The organism is Flavobacterium rakeshii, assembly GCF_009741375.1.
Taxonomy (GTDB): domain Bacteria; phylum Bacteroidota; class Bacteroidia; order Flavobacteriales; family Flavobacteriaceae; genus Flavobacterium; species Flavobacterium rakeshii.
Genome location: NZ_WOWP01000013.1, coordinates 104,134 through 120,040 on the forward strand (window position 1 = coordinate 104,134; position 15,907 = coordinate 120,040).

General features: G+C 36.8%; 18 protein-coding genes. 11 read left to right on the forward strand and 7 right to left on the reverse strand.

Annotated features, from left to right (window positions below):
• Window position 1: 1 nt before the first annotated feature.
• From GN157_RS04270 to GN157_RS04300, 7 genes are all read left to right on the forward strand, one after another.
• Entirely contained in the window at window positions 2–1,039 is a 1,038-nt protein-coding gene (locus GN157_RS04270; protein WP_157481874.1) for a hypothetical protein, read from the forward strand.
• A 3-nt stretch (window positions 1,040–1,042) separates the two neighbouring features.
• Entirely contained in the window at window positions 1,043–2,326 is a 1,284-nt protein-coding gene (locus tag GN157_RS04275; protein WP_157481875.1) for an SPFH domain-containing protein, read from the forward strand.
• 8 nt (window positions 2,327–2,334) lie between these two features.
• Window positions 2,335–2,682, forward strand: coding sequence for a hypothetical protein (locus GN157_RS04280; RefSeq protein ID WP_157481876.1), 348 nt, complete (start codon window positions 2,335–2,337; stop codon window positions 2,680–2,682).
• A 3-nt stretch (window positions 2,683–2,685) separates the two neighbouring features.
• A complete protein-coding gene (locus tag GN157_RS04285; protein ID WP_157481877.1) occupies window positions 2,686–3,294 on the forward strand; it encodes an HD domain-containing protein in 609 nt (202 codons plus the stop codon).
• 64 nt (window positions 3,295–3,358) lie between these two features.
• Entirely contained in the window at window positions 3,359–4,942 is a 1,584-nt protein-coding gene (locus GN157_RS04290; RefSeq protein ID WP_157481878.1) for a PAS domain-containing sensor histidine kinase, read from the forward strand.
• A 76-nt stretch (window positions 4,943–5,018) separates the two neighbouring features.
• On the forward strand, window positions 5,019–6,257 hold the full coding sequence (gene pepT, locus GN157_RS04295) for a peptidase T (protein ID WP_157481879.1): 1,239 nt from the start codon (window positions 5,019–5,021) through the stop codon (window positions 6,255–6,257).
• An 8-nt stretch (window positions 6,258–6,265) separates the two neighbouring features.
• Window positions 6,266–6,841, forward strand: coding sequence for a YdeI/OmpD-associated family protein (locus GN157_RS04300; RefSeq protein ID WP_157481880.1), 576 nt, complete (start codon window positions 6,266–6,268; stop codon window positions 6,839–6,841).
• Window positions 6,842–6,874: 33 nt separating this feature from the next.
• Here GN157_RS04300 and yajC read toward each other — a convergent pair whose 3' ends face one another.
• The 4 genes from yajC to GN157_RS04320 all read right to left on the reverse strand — a co-directional run bounded on the left by yajC (window position 6,875) and on the right by GN157_RS04320 (window position 9,801).
• A complete protein-coding gene (gene yajC, locus GN157_RS04305; protein WP_157481881.1) occupies window positions 6,875–7,147 on the reverse strand; it encodes a preprotein translocase subunit YajC in 273 nt (90 codons plus the stop codon).
• 13 nt (window positions 7,148–7,160) lie between these two features.
• A complete protein-coding gene (locus GN157_RS04310) occupies window positions 7,161–7,631 on the reverse strand; it encodes a DUF1573 domain-containing protein (RefSeq protein WP_231749050.1) in 471 nt (156 codons plus the stop codon).
• Window positions 7,632–7,655: 24 nt separating this feature from the next.
• Window positions 7,656–8,609 (reverse strand): transcription antitermination factor NusB, encoded by a 954-nt coding sequence (gene nusB / locus GN157_RS04315; RefSeq protein WP_197429390.1) that lies wholly within the window; start codon window positions 8,607–8,609, stop codon window positions 7,656–7,658.
• An 88-nt stretch (window positions 8,610–8,697) separates the two neighbouring features.
• Window positions 8,698–9,801 carry a Glu/Leu/Phe/Val dehydrogenase dimerization domain-containing protein gene (locus tag GN157_RS04320; protein WP_157481882.1) on the reverse strand — a complete coding sequence of 368 codons (1,104 nt, stop codon included), beginning with the start codon at window positions 9,799–9,801 and terminating at the stop codon, window positions 8,698–8,700.
• 195 nt (window positions 9,802–9,996) lie between these two features.
• Here GN157_RS04320 and GN157_RS04325 point away from each other — a divergent pair, with 195 nt between their 5' ends.
• Both GN157_RS04325 and GN157_RS04330 read left to right on the forward strand, forming a co-directional pair.
• A complete protein-coding gene (locus tag GN157_RS04325; RefSeq protein WP_157481883.1) occupies window positions 9,997–11,754 on the forward strand; it encodes an ABC transporter ATP-binding protein in 1,758 nt (585 codons plus the stop codon).
• Between the two features lie 72 nt (window positions 11,755–11,826).
• Window positions 11,827–12,198 carry a PUR family DNA/RNA-binding protein gene (locus tag GN157_RS04330; protein ID WP_157481884.1) on the forward strand — a complete coding sequence of 124 codons (372 nt, stop codon included), beginning with the start codon at window positions 11,827–11,829 and terminating at the stop codon, window positions 12,196–12,198.
• 34 nt (window positions 12,199–12,232) lie between these two features.
• On the opposite strand, the gene GN157_RS04335 is transcribed toward GN157_RS04330, so the two are convergent.
• Window positions 12,233–12,565, reverse strand: coding sequence for a tRNA-binding protein (locus tag GN157_RS04335; protein ID WP_157481885.1), 333 nt, complete (start codon window positions 12,563–12,565; stop codon window positions 12,233–12,235).
• Between the two features lie 66 nt (window positions 12,566–12,631).
• Here GN157_RS04335 and GN157_RS04340 point away from each other — a divergent pair, with 66 nt between their 5' ends.
• Window positions 12,632–13,186, forward strand: a complete 555-nt coding sequence (locus tag GN157_RS04340; protein ID WP_157481886.1) for a thioredoxin family protein — start codon at window positions 12,632–12,634, stop codon at window positions 13,184–13,186.
• 18 nt (window positions 13,187–13,204) lie between these two features.
• Here the strand turns inward: GN157_RS04340 and GN157_RS04345 are convergent, their stop codons facing one another.
• Both GN157_RS04345 and GN157_RS04350 read right to left on the reverse strand, forming a co-directional pair.
• The gene (locus tag GN157_RS04345) at window positions 13,205–13,747 is read right to left on the reverse strand and encodes a hypothetical protein (RefSeq protein ID WP_157481887.1); all 543 of its coding nucleotides are present in this window, start codon (window positions 13,745–13,747) and stop codon (window positions 13,205–13,207) included.
• Window positions 13,748–13,857: 110 nt separating this feature from the next.
• Window positions 13,858–14,790 carry a peptidylprolyl isomerase gene (locus GN157_RS04350; protein ID WP_157481888.1) on the reverse strand — a complete coding sequence of 311 codons (933 nt, stop codon included), beginning with the start codon at window positions 14,788–14,790 and terminating at the stop codon, window positions 13,858–13,860.
• Window positions 14,791–15,078: 288 nt separating this feature from the next.
• Here GN157_RS04350 and GN157_RS04355 point away from each other — a divergent pair, with 288 nt between their 5' ends.
• The gene (locus tag GN157_RS04355; RefSeq protein ID WP_157481889.1) at window positions 15,079–15,873 is read left to right on the forward strand and encodes a class I SAM-dependent methyltransferase; all 795 of its coding nucleotides are present in this window, start codon (window positions 15,079–15,081) and stop codon (window positions 15,871–15,873) included.
• The last annotated feature ends 34 nt before the right edge of the window (window positions 15,874–15,907 follow it).

Consider the following 15,907-nt stretch of genomic DNA (forward strand, 5'->3'; position numbering starts at 1 on the left):
AATGAATAAAGAGCTAGAAAAATTAATTGATTACGCAATTACTGATGGTTTTATAACCGAAAAAGAAAAAAAAGTACTTATTAAAAAAGCTGAGAAACAGGGGTTTGACATAGACGAACTTGAAATGATTCTGGAAGGAAAGCTTTTTGATGCACAACAAACACGAAAAAAAGAAAATCCTGTACAAAAATGCCCAAGCTGTGGTGAAATCATGGTTGGTGTAAGCAGGGTTTGCCCTTCATGCAACTATGTTGTTAATGCAAGATCAAAAAATACCGCCACTCTGGATGAGTATATGCATGACGTAGAGAAAAAGCTCTTAAAGTTAAAAAACACTCCTAAACAGGGCTCAGGAAAAATAATGCAGTCGGTAATACTTACCTATCTAACCCTGGGTACCTACATTATTTTTAAAAAGGTTATAAAAAGAGAAGATCTTTTTGAAGACAATAACAACTACAGCAGGCTGAACAACGAAATCAATGCTACACTTAGCTTGATGAGAAGCAACTATGGAGAAGACGGTACAGTTGCCGAATTTATAAGTAAAATTGAAGCAGAAAAAGCACAATATATTAAACAAAGGGAGTCTGGAAGTTTTGTATCTATAGCTGCTGCATTTTTACTTGTAGGCGGGGTACTATTTGCTATTACCCGTATACCCTCCCCAGAACCAAGTATTGACAAAAAAATAGACCGCCTTATTACAGAAGGAAAAAGAGATTCGGCCAAAATACTTATACCACAACTGGAAAAAGAATCTACAAGAGAATTTTATCTTTCTAAAATCGAAGTCATAAATATTGACAGTCTTTATAAAGCCGGAGCTTATGAAGAGGCGCTTGAAAAGGCTAATTTTCTTACCTTTAAATCAGAAAGAGAAGAGCTTATAACCAAAATACTTATAACACAAATAGGTGAACTTCTAACTAAAAGGGAGTTTAAAACAGCTAAAGATAAGGCAGAACTTATACCGGATTACTCAACAAGATTTGAGGAACTGGACAAAATTAAAATAGCAGAACAACTAAAAAAATAAGCCATGGGAATTAGAAACTTTTTTACAGGAAGAGAAGGCGGTTTTATGGATGTTATCCGTTGTGATGAAACTGATTACCTTGTTCACAAATGGAGACCGTCGGGAGAAGCCGGATCTACAAAAAAAGAAAATGCCATACGTTACGGCAGTAGCATAAGGGTAAAACAAGGCGAAGTTGCCCTATTTGTATATACACAAAAAGACGGTTCTCCTTATGATGTGATTGAGGGACCTCATGACAAGTTTATTGAAACTTCTAACTTCCCGGTATTATCAGATATTGTAGGGGCTGCATTTGGCGGGCACTCCCCTTTTCAGGCTGAAGTCTATTTTATTAACCTTGCAGGGAATATAACCGTAAAATTCGGCATACCCTATTTTGATGTTTTTGACCCAAGATTTATGGATCTTGCTGTACCATGTGCCGTGAGAGGTTCGTTTATATTTAATCTTTCTGATTATCGTAATCTGATTACATTAAACCGACTTAGAAATATCACTACAGATAACCTTAGAGATCAGGTTAAAGACGCTTTTATTAGAAGGGCTAAAAATATAATTATCAATATCCCTACAGAAACCACAATACCGGTTATGCAGCTGGAAAGTAGGATTGATATGATTAGCGATCATATAAAACTAAAGCTGGAAGAAGATTTCAGAAATGATTTTGGGATTAACCTTAAACGTCTTGATGTAAGTGCTATTGAGCTGGATAAAAGTCATCCGCATTACCTACAGCTTAAAAAGAATACTGCCGACCAGCAAACCAAATTCATCGATTCTAAAACTGATATCGAAATAACGCATCTTGGTGAAAACAAAAGGATTGAACGTAAAGAAACTGAGCTTGGTGTTGAAGGAAGAAATTTTGCTGCACATCAGTTAAACTTACAGGCCGATGTTTTAAAAACTGCTTCCGAAAGCTTAGGTGCTATGGGGAGCATTGACGGCGATGGCGGCGGGCACGGCTATAACCCAATAGGTATTATGACCGGACTTACACTGGGCAGAACAATGGGTAACCAAATGAGCGGTATGCTAAATAACATACCTAACACTCCGCCTCCACCCCCTACTGTAAGCTTTCATATAGCCATTAACGGACAACAGTCTGGACCCTTTACAATAGAACAGTTAAAAGGAATGGCTCAAAACGGACAGTTTACAAAAGAACACTATATATGGAAACAGGGAATGACCGAATGGCAGCCTGCAAGCACAAGTTCTGAACTTGCTGTTGTATTTGCATCTGTTCCGCCACCTCCACCACCACCAACCAAATAACACAAGCTATGAGAGTTAATTTTGTAAAATCGGTTTTAGGGCTATTGTTTAGCCTGTTATTTTCTTATGCACTATATAGTTTTTCCAATATAAGCATAGAAGAGAAAAACCTTTTAAGCCTGGGAGGTTTTTTAACCTCATTCTTTATCATGTTGTTTTTAATTGCACTTAGGTTTGATTCTCCCAGAACAACTATCAATGCAAGGTTTACTTCTGCATTTTTTTTAGGAGGTACAATGCTAACACATATTATCCTTGCCTTTACCGGACTAACACAACAGATATACATAACCGTTATAGGCTTTATAATGTTGTTTTATATCTTCATATTATATTCTGTTGCAAGAGTAAGATAAAACATGCTTGAAGAACTTTTTATAAACACAGCAAGTGGCTACAGTAAAGATTTATCTACAGCTTTATGGCAGGAAATAAAAGAGTATTACAACCACAAAAGCCGAAAGTACCATAACCTTACCCATCTTGAAAACCTCTATAAGGAAATTTCCTTTTGTAAAGAGTTGATTGAAGACTGGGACACCGTGCTATTCGCCTTGTTTTATCATGACATTATATATAAGTCAACCCGCAATGATAACGAGGAACAAAGTGCCGAACTGGCTGTACAAAGACTAAAGGAAATTAATTATCCTGAAGACAAAACCGAAAGGTGCAGACAGATGATACTGGCTACCAAATCGCATTTACCGGTTAGCGATAATGACATCAATCTGTTTACCGATGCCGACTTATCAATACTGGGTTACGACTGGAGTAAATATGCGAAATATTATAAACAGGTAAGGGAAGAATATTCTTTTTACCCCGACATATTATATAAGCCGGGACGAAAAAAAGTTTTAAAACATTTCCTTTCCATGAGTTTTATATACAAAACCGACTTCTTTCGTTCTAAGTATGAGGAGAATGCTAAAGAAAATATAAGAAAAGAATTAACCAAACTTTAGCTATTGTTAGCTAAGCCAATTATATCAAATCATTATCTTTGGCTATCACCATACTATAAAAACCATGTCAACGATTAAAGACGACACAGCGAATACCATGCTTCAAAAGAACAACGACACTGCTGTCGAACTTATGAAGCTGGCTTTTGATGCCCCTAATAACAGGAGTATCTTTTTTACGCCTGTATTTAATGATGGTGAAATTATAGATTTTAGGTTTACACTCCTTAGTCGTGGTACTATCGACTTTTTTAAAGGCATTGACTATACAGGGCAAACGCTACTTGAGGTATTACCCGACCAGATTAACCAAATTGAAAGCCTTAAAACCGCTTATGAAACCGGAATCCAGCAAAACTGGACCAGATACTATGAAAAGCTTGATGGTGCACAACGATGGTTTAGGGTATGTGACTCCAAAGCTGGAGAAGGTGTTTACAGGGTTTGGGAAGATGTAACCGAACAAAAAATAGCCGAAAGAAACTTCAATACTGTTATTGCTGAACAGATTGAAGACAAATATGTATCCCTTTTCAACTCTGTTGATCAGGGCTTTTGCATTATAGAGGTCATTTTTGATGAAAACAAAAAACCTATTGACTATATTTTTGTCAAAACCAATCCGGCATTTGAAAATCAAACAGGGCTTGTTAATGCCATTGGTAAAACCATGAAAGAGCTTGAACCTAATCACGAAAGCCACTGGTTTGAAATTTATGGCGAAATTGCACTTACCGGTAAACCCAGATATTTTGAGCACGAAGCCAAACATCTTATTAACGGATGGTATGAGGTATCGGCATTTCCATTAAGCGATATTAAAGACAACAAGGTCGCTATTATATTTAACGATATTACCGATCGTAAAAATGTTGAGCGCGAACTTAGCGAATTCAACACCCGACTGGAAGAAGAAGTTAAAGAACGTACCGCTTCCCTTAAAGAGGTTAACGCACAACTTGCTGATAAAAATACCCAGTTGGAACAAACTAATAAAGAGTTGGAATCATTCAATTATATAGCAAGTCACGACCTGCAGGAACCCCTGCGTAAAATACAAACCTTTATAACTTTTATAAAGGATAGAGACATGACCCGTGAAGAATCAGAACCCTATATTAAAAAGATACACGATTCTGCCGGACGTATGACTCAGCTTATAAAAGATGTTTTGGTATACAGCAGGCTATCGGCCGAAAAAGAGTTTGTAAACGTAAACCTTAACGATATACTGGATATTGTACTGGCAGACTATGAACTGCTTATTAAAGAGAAAAACGCTGTTATTAACAGGAACGTACTCCCTACCATAAAAGCTATTCCGTTACAAATGGAACAGCTGTTTTCTAATCTTATCAGTAACTCATTAAAGTACTGTTCAGAAAACCCGGAAATAAGTGTTACCGCCCAAACAGAAGGCAATTTAGCACATCTTACCTTTAAGGATAACGGTATTGGTTTTGACGCCCAATACAGCGAACAAATATTTAAACTTTTCCAACGCCTGCACGGTAAAGGCGATTATGCCGGTACGGGTATAGGACTTAGCATCTGTAAAAAAATTACCGAACAGCATAACGGTTCAATATCAGCCGAATCACAACCCGGAAACGGAGCTACCTTTAACATAACTTTACCCCTAAAATAAACTATTAAAACGGTTTAAGATTATTGTACTTCTGTACAAAATTGTAACTTTGATGCTCATTTAAAAAACACAGAAAATGCAGCATATAATTGACCGCTTTATTAGCTATGTCACAGTTGATACCGAATCAGATCCAAATTCTGACACAACTCCAAGTACAGCAAAACAATGGGATCTTGCCAATCAGCTTGTAGAAGAGCTTAAAGCTATAGGCATGGAAGATGTTACCATAGATGAAAATGCATATATTATGGCTACACTTCCGTCAAACGTAGATCACGATGTACCAACAATAGGTTTTGTTTCTCACTTTGATACTACTCCTGATTTTACAGGTGCTAACGTAAAACCTCAAATCATTGAGAATTATGACGGTGGTGACATAGTACTTAACAAAGAACAAAACATAGTACTTTCTCCGGGTTACTTTAAAGACCTGTTACAATATAAAGGACAAACCATAATCACTACCGACGGTACTACCCTTTTAGGTGCCGATGATAAAGCAGGTATTACAGAAATTGTTACTGCAATGGAATACCTTATCAAAAATCCTGAAATTAAACACGGTAAAATACGCGTAGGTTTCACTCCCGATGAGGAAATTGGTCGTGGTGCACACAAGTTTGATGTAGAGAAATTTGGTGCAGACTGGGCTTACACCATGGATGGTAGCCAAATTGGTGAACTTGAATACGAAAACTTTAATGCTGCCGGAGCTAAAATCACTTTTAAAGGAAAAAGCGTACACCCTGGTTATGCAAAAGGAAAAATGATAAACTCAATGCTATTGGCTAATAAGTTTATCTCTCAGTTACCGGAAGGCGAAGTACCTGAACAAACTACAGGCTACGAAGGCTTTTTCCATGTAACAGGATTAAACGGAAGCATTGAGGAAACTACAGTACAACTTATTGTTCGCGATCACGACAGAGCTAAGTTTGAAGCACGTAAAGAACTTATCCATAAAATAGTAGCTGATATCAATGCTCAGTATGCAGTACAGTTTGGCGAAGACATCGCTGTTGCTGTAGTAAAAGACCAGTACTTTAACATGAAAGAAAAAGTAGAGCCTGTTATGCACATTGTAGACATTGCCGAAAAAGCAATGAACGAACTGGGTATTACTCCGCTTATTAAACCTATACGTGGTGGTACAGATGGTTCTCAGCTTTCTTACATGGGGCTACCTTGTCCTAATATTTTTGCAGGCGGTCATAACTTCCACGGTAAGTATGAGTATGTACCTGTAGAGAGCATGCAAAAAGCTGTTGAAGTTATCGTTAAAATTGCCGAACTTACGGCTAAGAAATAACAAACACTATGTCTGAAAAGAAAACATGGGATAAAACCAACCAATGGGCAGAAGAGCTTGAGCTCCTTAAAAGCATTATTGTAAAAACACCTCTAACCGAAACTACAAAATGGGGCGGTATAGTTTATACTTACAATAACAAGAATGTTTTGGGAGTAGGCGGCTTTAAGAACTTTTTCACCATTTGGTTTTTTAAAGGTGTTTTTTTGAAAGACGAAAAAAATATGCTTGTTAATGCAAACGAAGGCAACACAAAATCGCTAAGGCAATGGCGTTTTACCGATAAAAGCGAAGTTAACGAGAAACTGGTACTAAGCTATATTAACGAGGCTATTGAAGTGGAAAAAGCCGGACTGGAAATTAAACCTGAAAAAAGGGAAACCGTTATACCGGAAGCCCTGCAACAGGAACTTGATACCAATAAGGCTTTAAAAACTGCTTTTGAGACACTAACGCCATTTAAGCAAAGGGAATATGCCGAGTTTATAGAAACAGCCAAACGAGAGGCTACAAAACTCTCCCGACTGGAAAAAATAAAGCCCATGATCCTTGAGGGAATTGGGCTTAATGATAAATACAGATAAAAAAATCCTCAGCTTACGCTGAGGATTTTTTTATTATTGTTGTTGAACTTTCTTGCTTAACTCAAGTGAGATTGCCGAACGTTCCATTTTAAGCTTTCCTGCCATAGTTTCTATCACTACACTTGTTTCAGCAAGCTCAGCTATTTTACCATGTATTCCGCTTTTTGTTATGATCTTATCTCCAACTTTAAGCTGGCTTTCAAATTCTTTTTCCTGCTTTTGCCTTTTCTGCTGTGGGCGTATCATTAAAAAATACACAACCACAAACATTAACAATAAAGGACCAAACTTCGAAATTTCTTCCATTTTATATGTCTAATTAGTTTTTAGCTCCTACGCCTTCCGGCTTTTCAATCTCTGCCGTAAACTTAAGTACATCTGTACCACTCTCTGTATTAGAGTGTACGTTTACAGTTTTGCTTTGTTTACCTGATTTACCATGAGAATCAAAAACAACTTTAATCTCACCTGATTCTCCAGGTGCAACAGGAGTTTTAGTCCAGTTTGGAGTAGTACAACCACAACTTGGCTTAACCTGGCTTAGTACAAGCGGTGCAGCACCTTCGTTAGTAAACTTATACACATACTCCACTTTATCACCCTGCTTAATAGTACCAAAGTCGTGCTCCATAGTTTCAAACTTAATAACAGGTACCTGTCCTGCTTCTGCATGAGCTATTTCAGCCTCTTTTGCTTTATTTTCATCAATTTTAAGTGCAGCATTTTCTTTACATGAAACTGTAAAAATAAGAGACGCTATGGCTAACATAGCTGCTGATTTTTTCAACATAACTTATAATTTTTTAATTTGGTTTTACATTAAACCTCTACCGGTTTTTACTAATTTATTACTGTTTTGGTAATCCTTAATTAAGTTATCCAAAATACCGTTGATAAATATACTACTTTTTGGCGTAGAATACTCTTTAGCAATCTCAAGATACTCGTTAATTGTTACTTTAACAGGAATAGACGGGAATTTTAAGAATTCGCAAATAGCCATTTTCAGTATGATAGCATCAAGCTCTGCAATACGCTCTGCATCCCAGTTAGGTGTTTTATCTGTAAATTCCTGAGACAGTTCTTTTTCATTTAAAACCGTTTTTCTAAACAGGTTTCTCACAAAATCACGATCATCAATATCCTTATACAATTTAGGAATATGTATTGCATCATACTCCTCATCTGTAGGTTTTTTGATTTGTTTAAGCTGCTTTGCAACCATAGTATTAACTAACGGGATATCATCTACCCATGTTAATTTATGATCTTCAAGATATTCATACAGCTTTTCGTTTGGAGCAATAACTTCGGTAAACAGGTTTACTACAAAATCCCTGTCCTGAGCAAAACTATTTTCCTCGTTGTCCATATATTCCTTATACAGCTCGCTTTCCTTAACGGCATCAAGAAGGATAAGAATATAATCGTCGTTATTTTTCCAGTTGTAAACCCTACGATCTTCAATAGCTATACTAAGCGAGTTGCTTTCTGCTAAAAGATGTAAAACTTTGTTATTGACAAACTTCCTGTTTGGGTTTCTTTCTAAGGCTGTTGCAAGATGTTTTTTGCTTGACCTGTCTAAAAACCCCTCTTCACTGTTTCTGATTTCAACCAGTGCAGAAAGCATTATAAGGTACAGATCCTGTATATTTTCTATACTCTGAAAAAGGAATTTTTCTTCCTTATCCAAAATGTCTGAACCATTTTGATGCATCGCATAAATGGATTGCATCACTTTAACACGAATATGTCTTCTGTTTAACATCCGTCGTAAGAACATTTAAAAATTAGCGAAGCGAAAGAGGTCTTCTTTCGCTTCGCAAAAATAGTAATATTATTTTAAGGCTATAGAATTATTTAGCCATTTCTTTTTTTCTGTCGTCAATACGTTTTTGAGCGATAGTCATTGCAGCCTGGTGAGTAGTAACACCATTAGCTTCAGCAAAGTGGAAAATCTCCAGTGTAGTATTAAAGATATTTTCAGTTCTCTTCATAGCTTCAGCTTTATCATATCCGGCAATCTCTGCATATACATTGATTATACCTCCGGCGTTGATAAGGAAATCAGGAGCATAAAGAATACCTTTATCCTGAAGCATTTTTCCGTGAACGTTCTCTACAGCAAGCTGGTTGTTTGCAGCACCTGCAATTACCTTAGCTTTAAGCCTTGCAATAGTTTCATCGTTAACAGTAGCACCAAGTGCACAAGGAGCATAAATATCTACATCTGCGCTGTAAATATCCTCACCCATAAAGATTTTAGCACCATATTTAGCACCAACTTCTTCCATTCTTGCCTCATTAATATCAGATATTTGTACAAGAGCACCTTCTTTAGTAAGGTAATCAATAAGTGTTTCACCTACGTGACCTGTACCCTGTACTAATACTTTTTTACCTGCAAGGTTTTCTGAACCAAACTGATGCTTAGCAGCAGCTTTCATACCCATATAAACTCCGTAAGCAGTTACAGGCGACGGGTTACCCGATCCACCTCTTTCTTCAGAGATACCGGTAACGTGAGGAGTCACGTCACGAATAAGGTCCATATCAGGAGTTGTAGTTCCTACATCTTCTGCAGTGATATATTTACCGCTTAGAGAATGAACAAACTGCCCGAATCTTGTGATCATTTCAGGAGTTTTATCAAGTCTTGAATCACCAATAATAACAGCTTTACCACCACCAAGGTTTAATCCTGAAATAGCTGACTTATACGTCATACCACGAGACAACCTCAATACGTCATTTAAAGCCTCCCATTCGTTCGCATACTTCCACATTCTCGTTCCACCAAGTGCAGGCCCTAAAACTGTATTATGAATACCAATTATTGCTTTTAAACCAGTATCTTTGTCATGACAAAAAACGATTTGTTCATGGTCATTAAAAGAAGCTTGTCCAAAAACCGGATCAACTTTTACAAGTTCGTTAGCATTAACAACTTCTGTTATCATGATATTATTTTTTAAATTGAAATTTATTCAAAAACTGGTTACAAAAGTACACTTAAATTTAAGATGTAGCAAAATAAAACCCTTTTTTTAATTTTTCGATAATTAAAATAGTTTATTTTTGATAGTGCCTTTTACTAACCAAAATACGCGTTTTAACAATTTTACCTAAAAATATTCTGAGTTAAAAACAGAACAATGAAAGAACTTCAACATTTAAACAAATACTTTATAAAATATAAATTTCAATTTCTTTTAGGAATTTTAATTACCATTTTAAGTAACATATTTTCCCTGTTTACTCCACAGTACACAGGAGCCATTATAACTGCCGTTGAGAACTTTACAGGCGGCAGTATAAGTATGGATGGGGTTAAGCATGAGATAATGCGTAGTGTACTTATTATTATAGGAGCAACTCTTGTAGCCGGTATACTTACCTTTTTTATGAGGCAAACCATTATTGTAATGTCTCGCCACATAGAATTTGACCTTAAAAACGAAATTTTTGAACACTACGAAAAGTTATCTCAAAGCTTTTACAAGAAGAACCGTACCGGTGATTTAATGAACCGTATTAGTGAAGATGTAAACAAAGTACGCTCTTACGTTGGGCCGGCAATTATGTACAGCCTTAACACCATTATACGCTTTATCATTATTATTACCCACATGTCAATCCTATCGCCAGAGCTAACATTATACACACTAATCCCCTTACCTATATTATCATATAGCATATTTAAAATTAGTGTAGAGATAAATAAGCGAAGTACACGCTATCAGGAAAACCTGTCTAAACTGGCAAGCTTCACTCAGGAAATGTTTTCAGGCATCAGGGTAATAAAAGCCTACGCGCTTGAAAAACAAAAGCAGGACGATTTTACCCAACTATCGCGCGACAGTAAGGCAAAAAACATGAGCCTGGCTAAAGTTAGCGCCATGTTTGGACCATTTATGATATTACTTATAGGACTTAGTAACCTTATAGTTATATATGTAGGCGGAAAATTATACATAGAAGGCACCATTCAAAACATAGGTATGATAGTAGAGTTCATACTATATATAAACATGTTAACCTGGCCGGTAGCCTCTTTAGGGTGGATATCCAGCATGGTACAGGAAGCCGAAGCCTCTCAAAAAAGGATTAACGAATTCCTTAAAACCGAGCCCGATATTCAAAATAACAATCCTGAACAATCGGTTATTAAGGGCAACATTGCCTTTAATAATGTAACCTTTACTTATGAAGACACAAATATAACAGCACTCAAAAATGTGTCGTTCAACATTAATAAAGGAGAAACGCTCGCTATATTAGGTAAAACAGGATCGGGAAAATCTACCATACTATCACTTATAAGCAGGCTGTATGATATAGAACAGGGAACAGTAACGATTGACGATACCAATATAAAAGAGTTAAATCTTTACGACCTGCGTAACAGCATAGGGTTTGTACCACAGGATGCCTTCCTGTTTTCAGACACCATAAAGAACAACATTAAATTTGGCGATGAAGATGCTACAGATGAAGAAGTTATTGCCGTTGCCAAAAAAGCTGTAGTACACGACAACATTGCCGCTTTTAACAAAGCCTATGAAACCATATTAGGAGAAAGAGGTATAACACTTTCGGGCGGACAAAAACAACGTGTATCCATAGCCAGAGCCATGATTAAAGATGCTCCTGTATTACTACTGGACGACTCACTTTCGGCAGTAGATACTGAAACTGAGGAAGCTATACTTAACAACCTTATGGAGTTTTGCAGAGACAAAACCACTATTATTGTGAGCCACAGGGTATCATCTGCCAAAAATGCCGACAGGATAATTATACTGGAAGATGGTGAAATCATACAACAGGGCACCCACAATGAACTTGTAAATCAGGCTGGTTATTACAAGGAGCTTTACCTTAAACAACTATCCGAAAAAGAAATAAATTAATTTGTTGGATTTTTAAGATTTTTTTTAGATTTTTGGTAGCTACATAAACCAATTAAAAAACTACGAAGGATTATGAGAGATAATGACATGCTTGAAAAGGAAGAGATTTTTTCTAAAGTTTTAAGAGCGGGAAGAAGGACTTATTTTTTTGACGTAAGAGCTACTAAAGCCGAAGATTACTACATTACAATCACTGAGAGCAAAAAATTTACTGAAGAGGATGGCTCTTTCCACTTTAAAAAACACAAAATTTATCTTTATAAAGAAGATTTTGCAGCCTTCAGAAACATTCTGGACGAAATGACAGAATACGTTCTTGATAGCAAAGGAGAAGAAGTAATCTCTGAAAGACATCAAAAAGACTTCAAGAAAATGTTTACAGAAAAAACTCCTGAACCTGTAGGAACAGAAAGTTTTACAGATGTAAACTTCGAAGACATTTAATAAAAAAACTGCCAAGAGGCAGTTTTTTTTGTTTTTACCCTATACGCAATCCGTTTTCTACTTTAAAGTCGGGCGCCAGTAATACAATGTCATTATCAGCTCCCATAGCGCCAAGCACTAGGCATTCACTCATAAATTTACCTATTTGCTTTTTAGGAAAGTTTACCACCGCTACAATTTGCCTTCCGGCTAGCTGCTCTTTCGTATAACGTTTTGTGATTTGTGCCGATGATTTTCGTATCCCTATCGTTTCACCAAAATCAATAACCAGCTGATAGGCGGGTTTTCTGGCTTCAGGAAAATCGTTCACCTCTGTAATGGTACCCACACGCATTTCTGTTTTTTCAAATTCTTCCCAGGTTAACATAGCTTTTGTATTTATTTTATTTTAAAATTTATCGTAATTTGCTAAAGTAATTTATTTCTTTCGAAAATGGCAAACACACCGTCAAACATGTTACCGCTAGGCACCATAGCCCCTGATTTTTCATTAAAAGCAACCAACTTTGATGAAAACTTCACCTTTAGCGATATTAAAGGAGAAAAAGGCACACTGGTATTATTTATATGTAACCACTGCCCTTTTGTAATTCATGTTATTGATGAAATTGTTATGATTGCTAATGATTACAGAGTACAGGGAATAGGTATGGTAGCCATAAGCAGCAACGACCCGGTAAAATATCCACAGGATGCACCCGACCAAATGACCGAATTTGCCTTTAAAAACGATATTGATTTCCCTTATCTGTTTGACGAAACACAGGAAGTAGCAAAAGCTTATGACGCGGCCTGCACACCCGACTTTTACCTTTTTGACTCCCGAAACCGACTGGTATACCGTGGTCAGCTTGACGATTCACGCCCCGGTAATAATATCCCCGTAAGCGGTAGTGACCTACGCAATGCTATTGATGGTGTTTTATACAACCGAAATATACCCGAACCTCAAAAACCAAGTATTGGCTGTAATATTAAGTGGAGGTAACTAAATAAATAGTAAACACTACTGTTTTTCAAGCACTATTTCAAGTGGCTTATTCATTTTACGACCAAATTTCATAGCCGCATCCCTACTTTCGTTAGAGCAAAGCACATACATATTGTAAGCATAAAGCTGAATAATAACCGGCTTGTAAGTACCCGTAGTATCTTCAACCTTTACACTAAAACTATCTGCCTTAAAAGTATTAGCTACAGATAACAGGTAATTATCTTTAGCAAAAGGAAAAAACCAACGCTCTTTAGTAACCGTAGCACCCTCTACTAGCCTCTTGTTGTTATCATCTATCTTATAGTTAAGAGAAAACTCAAGTGGCTTATTAGCATTACTCCAGCTGTACATGTTATTTACATTAATAAGATCTCTGCCTAGGCTGTCTACCACCGTAACCTTTAAGTTTTTAATATTATCTTCATTTCCCTGCTCATGTACATGCAGTACTAAGTAAGATGTAAAATCATACCCACAGTGCATACTTGACCCGGGTATTTGTGCTTTTGCAGAAATACCAAACAATACAACAAACAGTAACAGTAGCTTTTTCATAATCATATTAATGTGTTTTACAAAAGTAATCCATATATGTATGACTTTCAAAAAGTATTCCAAATAAAAAGGCTGCCAGTAGGCAGCCTTTAATATAATGTGAGATGTTATTATTTTACATCCATTAGCTCAACATCAAAAACAAGTGTTGCATCTGGCGGGATAACACCACCTGCACCACGTGAACCGTAACCTAAGTGAGAAGGAATAACAAAACGAGCTTTATCACCTACCTGTAGTAAAGCGATACCTTCATCCCAACCAGAAATTACCTGTCCTACACCAAGAGCGAAAGAAATTGGATCTTTTCTTTTGTAAGAAGAGTCAAATACCTGACCGTTATCAAGAGCACCTGTATAGTGTACAGAAACTGTTTTACCTTTCTCAGCCTGCTTACCGTTACCTTTTTGGATTATTTTATAACGTAGTCCGCTTTCAGTTTTATCAAACCCTGCTGCAAGTTTTTCCATTTCTGCCTCAGCTTTTTGTTTAGCCTCTTCAATACGTTTTTCACGCGCACCTTCAAAAGTTCTAAAAGCCTCAATAGCATTCCAGTTTTTAGCCTCATCACCTTCACGGATAATTTCAATGCTTTCAATTTCGTCACCCTGAGCAACAGCATCAACCACATCCTGACCTTCAACCACATGACCGAAAACAGTATGCTTACCGTCTAACCATGGAGTTTCTACGTGAGTGATAAAGAACTGAGAACCGTTTGTACCAGGACCTGCATTTGCCATAGAAAGTACACCGGGACCGCTGTGTGTAAGTTCCGGATGGAACTCATCATCAAACTGATAACCGGGACCGCCAACACCGGTACCTACCGGGCACCCTCCCTGAATCATAAAATCAGGAATAACCCTGTGAAATTTAAGTCCGTTATAATATGGTTTACCTTGTGGTTTAGCATCGTTTTCAAGATTACCTTCAGCAAGACCTACAAAGTTACCTACCGTTCCCGGAGTTTTATCATGCGTAAGTTTAACTAAAATAGAACCTTTTGGTGTATTGAATTTAGCGTAAATTCCGTTTTCCATCTGTCTTTTTGTTTTTATTATGAAGTGCAAATTTACAAATTAAAATTTGAAGTTTCAGATTTCATACACCCCTAAACCTGGCATTAAACTCCGGGGCGTTAAGAAAATTATAAACGAGGCGTTAATAAGCATCCGGTGTTTGAGCCAAAAGCGAGTTCGGATGGTTTAGCCGAATGTAATAATTTTTAGACTAAGGAGTTAGAGCCTTGATTTTTTCCTTCTTTTGTATCAAGACAAAAGAAGAATGAATTGTTTAATTTAGTAAAATATTAAACCCAAAAACAAACCATGGAAAACAACTACATCAATATCAATAAAGAAGCCTGGAATCAAAAAACCACATTTCATATAGAATCATCATTTTATGATATGCCCTCATTTTTAAGCGGAAACTCAACCCTAAACAATATAGAACTTGAGCTACTGGGCGATGTTACAGACAAAAAAATACTACACCTGCAGTGTCATTTCGGTCAGGATACTATTTCCCTTAGCCGTATGGGTGCTGTGGCAACAGGAATCGATTTTTCAGACGCTGCCATAGCCAAAGCCCGTGAACTTGCCAAAACCACCGGTTCTAACACCCAATTTATATGCTGCGACATATACAGCCTGCCTGATAACCTTAACGAACAGTTTGATATTGTATTTACTAGCTATGGCACTATAGGCTGGCTACCCGATCTTAACAAATGGGCTAAAGTAATAAACCACTTCCTTAAACCGGGAGGTAGTTTTATTTTTGCCGAATTCCATCCTTTTGTATGGATGTTTGATTCAGGATTCAGTAAAATAGATTACAGCTACTTTAACGAAGAAGCTATTATTGAAACCGAAACAGGTACTTATGCCGATAAAGCCGCCGATATGGAAGTAAAAACCATATCATGGAATCACGACCTTAGTGAGGTATTTAGCAGCCTAATTAACAACAACCTCGAAATTAAGACTTTTAAAGAATACAATTACTCTCCCTACAACTGCTTTAACGACATGGAAGAGTTTGAACCTAAGCGCTACAGAATACCACACCTGCAAAACAAAATTCCTTTTGTTTACGCATTAAAAGCTATGAAAAAGTAAAGCTATTTATTCTTAATTTTGAGGCTCATTAATC